The 2,972-nt window shown below is 68.8% G+C and carries 3 protein-coding genes; all 3 read right to left on the reverse strand.

Annotated elements, in window-relative coordinates:
- Positions 1 to 425 (reverse strand): hypothetical protein (locus tag L810_RS33770; RefSeq protein ID WP_042977261.1); only part of this gene is annotated, 425 nt, incomplete at its 3' end.
- 6 nt (positions 426 to 431) lie between these two features.
- Positions 432 to 1,892 (reverse strand): IMP dehydrogenase, encoded by a 1,461-nt coding sequence (gene guaB / locus L810_RS33775; RefSeq protein WP_042977262.1) that lies wholly within the window; start codon positions 1,890 to 1,892, stop codon positions 432 to 434.
- 278 nt (positions 1,893 to 2,170) lie between these two features.
- On the reverse strand, positions 2,171 to 2,972 hold an 802-nt coding region (locus L810_RS33780; protein WP_042977265.1), incomplete at its 5' end, for a DUF2182 domain-containing protein.

Below are 2,972 nucleotides of genomic sequence, written 5' to 3' on the forward strand. Positions count from 1 at the left end.
CGCGCCTCGAGCGCCTGCGCTTTTTCGCGCCGGCGCACGGCCGATGCGAGCCGCACGCCGCCGAGGCCGAGCACGATCAGCGCGACTCCGGCCACGGCCGACAGCACCCTGCCGGCGGCGGCGAGCGCGGGACCGCTGCCGGTGCCGATCGACCAGACGATCGTCAGCGCGCCGGTCAGCCAGTACACATGGCCGACCGCGCGCGCGACGGGCGCGGTGAGATCACCGTTGAACGCTGCATGAAACGCGAGCCACGCGAGCCCGAGCAACGCGATGCCGAACGCCTGGCCGAGCATCGCCGGCTGGACGTTCGCAAGCTGCAGCGCGTTGAAGAGCGACTGCCAGGGCGTCAGCACGAACAGCACGCCGAACGCCAGCAGCAGCACGGCATCGATGATCAGCACGGCTCGCAGCAGCGGTTTCATCGGCGATCAGTCCACGTGGTAGTTCGGCGCTTCCTTCGTGATCTGCACGTCGTGCACGTGCGACTCGCGCATGCCTGCCGCCGTGATCTGGACGAATTCAGCCTTGTCGTGCAGCTCGTCGATCGTGCGGCAGCCGCAGTAGCCCATGCTCGCGCGCACACCGCCGACCAGCTGGAACAGGATCGCGTTGACCGAACCCTTGTACGCGACACGGCCTTCGATGCCTTCCGGCACGAGCTTGTCGATGTTCGCCGAGTTGTCCTGGAAGTAGCGGTCCGCCGCGCCGTCCTTCATCGCACCGACCGAACCCATGCCGCGATACGACTTGTACTGGCGGCCCTGGTACAGGAACACGTCGCCCGGCGCCTCTTCGGTGCCCGCGAACATGCTGCCCATCATCACCGCGTTCGCGCCGGCTGCGAGGGCCTTCGACACGTCGCCCGAGAAGCGCACGCCGCCGTCGGCGATGCACGGCACGCCCGTGCCCTTCAGCGCTTCCGCGACGTTCGCGATCGCGCTGATCTGCGGCACGCCGACACCGGCGACGATCCGCGTCGTGCAGATCGAACCCGGGCCGATACCGACCTTGACTGCGTCCGCGCCGTATTCGACGAGCGCCTTCGCGGCGGCGGCCGTCGCGATGTTGCCGCCGATCACTTCGACGTGCGGGAAGTTCTGCTTGACCCAGCGAACGCGCTCGAGCACGCCCTTGCTGTGGCCGTGCGCGGTATCGACCACGATCACGTCGACGCCGGCCTGCACCAGCAGCTCGACGCGTTCTTCGTTGTCCGGGCCGACGCCGACCGCCGCGCCTGCGCGCAGCTTGCCGTGTTCGTCCTTGCACGCATCCGGGTGCTCGGTCTGCTTCGTGATGTCCTTGACGGTCATCAGGCCGCGCAGTTCGAACGCGTCGTTGACGACCAGCACGCGCTCGAGGCGGTGGCTGTGCATCAGCGCCTTCGCTTCGGCGAGCGGCGTGCCTTCCTTGACCGTGACGAGGCGCTCGCGCGGCGTCATGATCGACTTGATCGGCTCATCGAGGCGCGTTTCGAAACGCAGGTCGCGATTCGTGACGATGCCGACGAGCTGCGGGCCTTCGACGACCGGGAAGCCCGAGATGCCATGCTGGCGCGACAGCGCGATCACGTCGCGCACCTTCATTTGCGGCGGCACCGTGATCGGGTCGCGGACGACGCCCGATTCGAAACGCTTGACCTTCGCGACCTCGCGGGCCTGCTCGGCCGGCGTGAGGTTCTTGTGGACGATACCGACGCCACCCTGCTGGGCCATCGCGATCGCGAGGCGACCTTCGGTGACCGTGTCCATCGCGGCGGACACGAGCGGCATGTTCAGGGAGATGTTGCGGGTCAGCTTGGTCTTGAGGCTGGTGTCGCGCGGGAGAACGTCGGAGAAGGCGGGAACGAGGAGCACGTCATCGAAAGTGAGTGCTTTTTGGATCAGACGCATGGCAAATCCTATGGGCGCAAAAGCGAATTATACGCGAAGCGCCGTGAATTTTCACAACACGAACAACGGCTTAGCCGGTTTCGGCCGTTCGGGGGCCGAATCGTTCGGTTCGCCGTTCGGTTCGTTTTCGATCGCCTTTCGTTTCACCGCCGCATCGAGCCATTCGCGCAACGGGCGGCAACACGGCCCATCTGCCTGTTGCAAACGGGTCACGCGGCCGAAGCGGCCGCGGCGAAGCAAGGCACGGCAATGTGTCGAATCGGCCTGCCTGCCTTGAGTTATAGCAACCCGGCCGCGCGCGCGATCATCGCAATGCCGCCGCCGACGGCCACGCAACCGGCGATCCGCTCGACACGGCCGCCGGACGGCGCGAGACGCTCGGCGGCGATCGCGACCGTCACGGCAGCCATCACGCGCAGGTCCGTCATGCCGGCCGCCAGCGCGATCGCCATCAGGTTCCCGCAACAGGCGCCGCAGTGCATGGCGCCCCGCACGCCGTGCCACCATGCCGCACCGGCACCTGCCGACGACCGGTGTGCGTCGCCTGCCGCATGCCGGCAGCACGCCAGCCGCCGGGCCTTCCACGCGGAAAATTGCAGCATGCCCGCAAACGAAACGACCGCGCCGGCCGCAAACGGCAGTGCGCGCGCAAATGCCGGCAGCCGTGCGGCGGCGGCCGTCAGCGCGGCGCCAGCCGGAAACACGAGCGCCCCGAGCGCCATCCACACCGCGAAGTACCCGACGCCCGCCACGACGACGAGCCAGGCGGAACGCGCCGTCGCCATCGGGCCGATGCGCTGCCGGTATCGCCAGAGCATCGGCGCCAGCACCGGCAGCATCATCGTCACCGTCATCGCGCCCCACATTGCGGCGAACGCCGCGAATGCGCGCCCGGCGCTTCGGCCGCACGGCCGCAGCCATGCGGCCGAAGCCATCCAGCCGCCGGCCATCGGTTCGCTGCCCATCGCGGCCATCGACGCATGCTGCGCCACGGTCGCGAGCGCGGCAACGGCGAACACGGCCACGAGCGCCGCGCCGAACGCTCGCGGATCGGGGCCTGCGTCGCCGGCCGGCGGCCGC

The sequence above is a fragment of the Burkholderia sp. AU4i genome, assembly GCF_000466765.1.
Classification (GTDB): domain Bacteria; phylum Pseudomonadota; class Gammaproteobacteria; order Burkholderiales; family Burkholderiaceae; genus Burkholderia; species Burkholderia cepacia.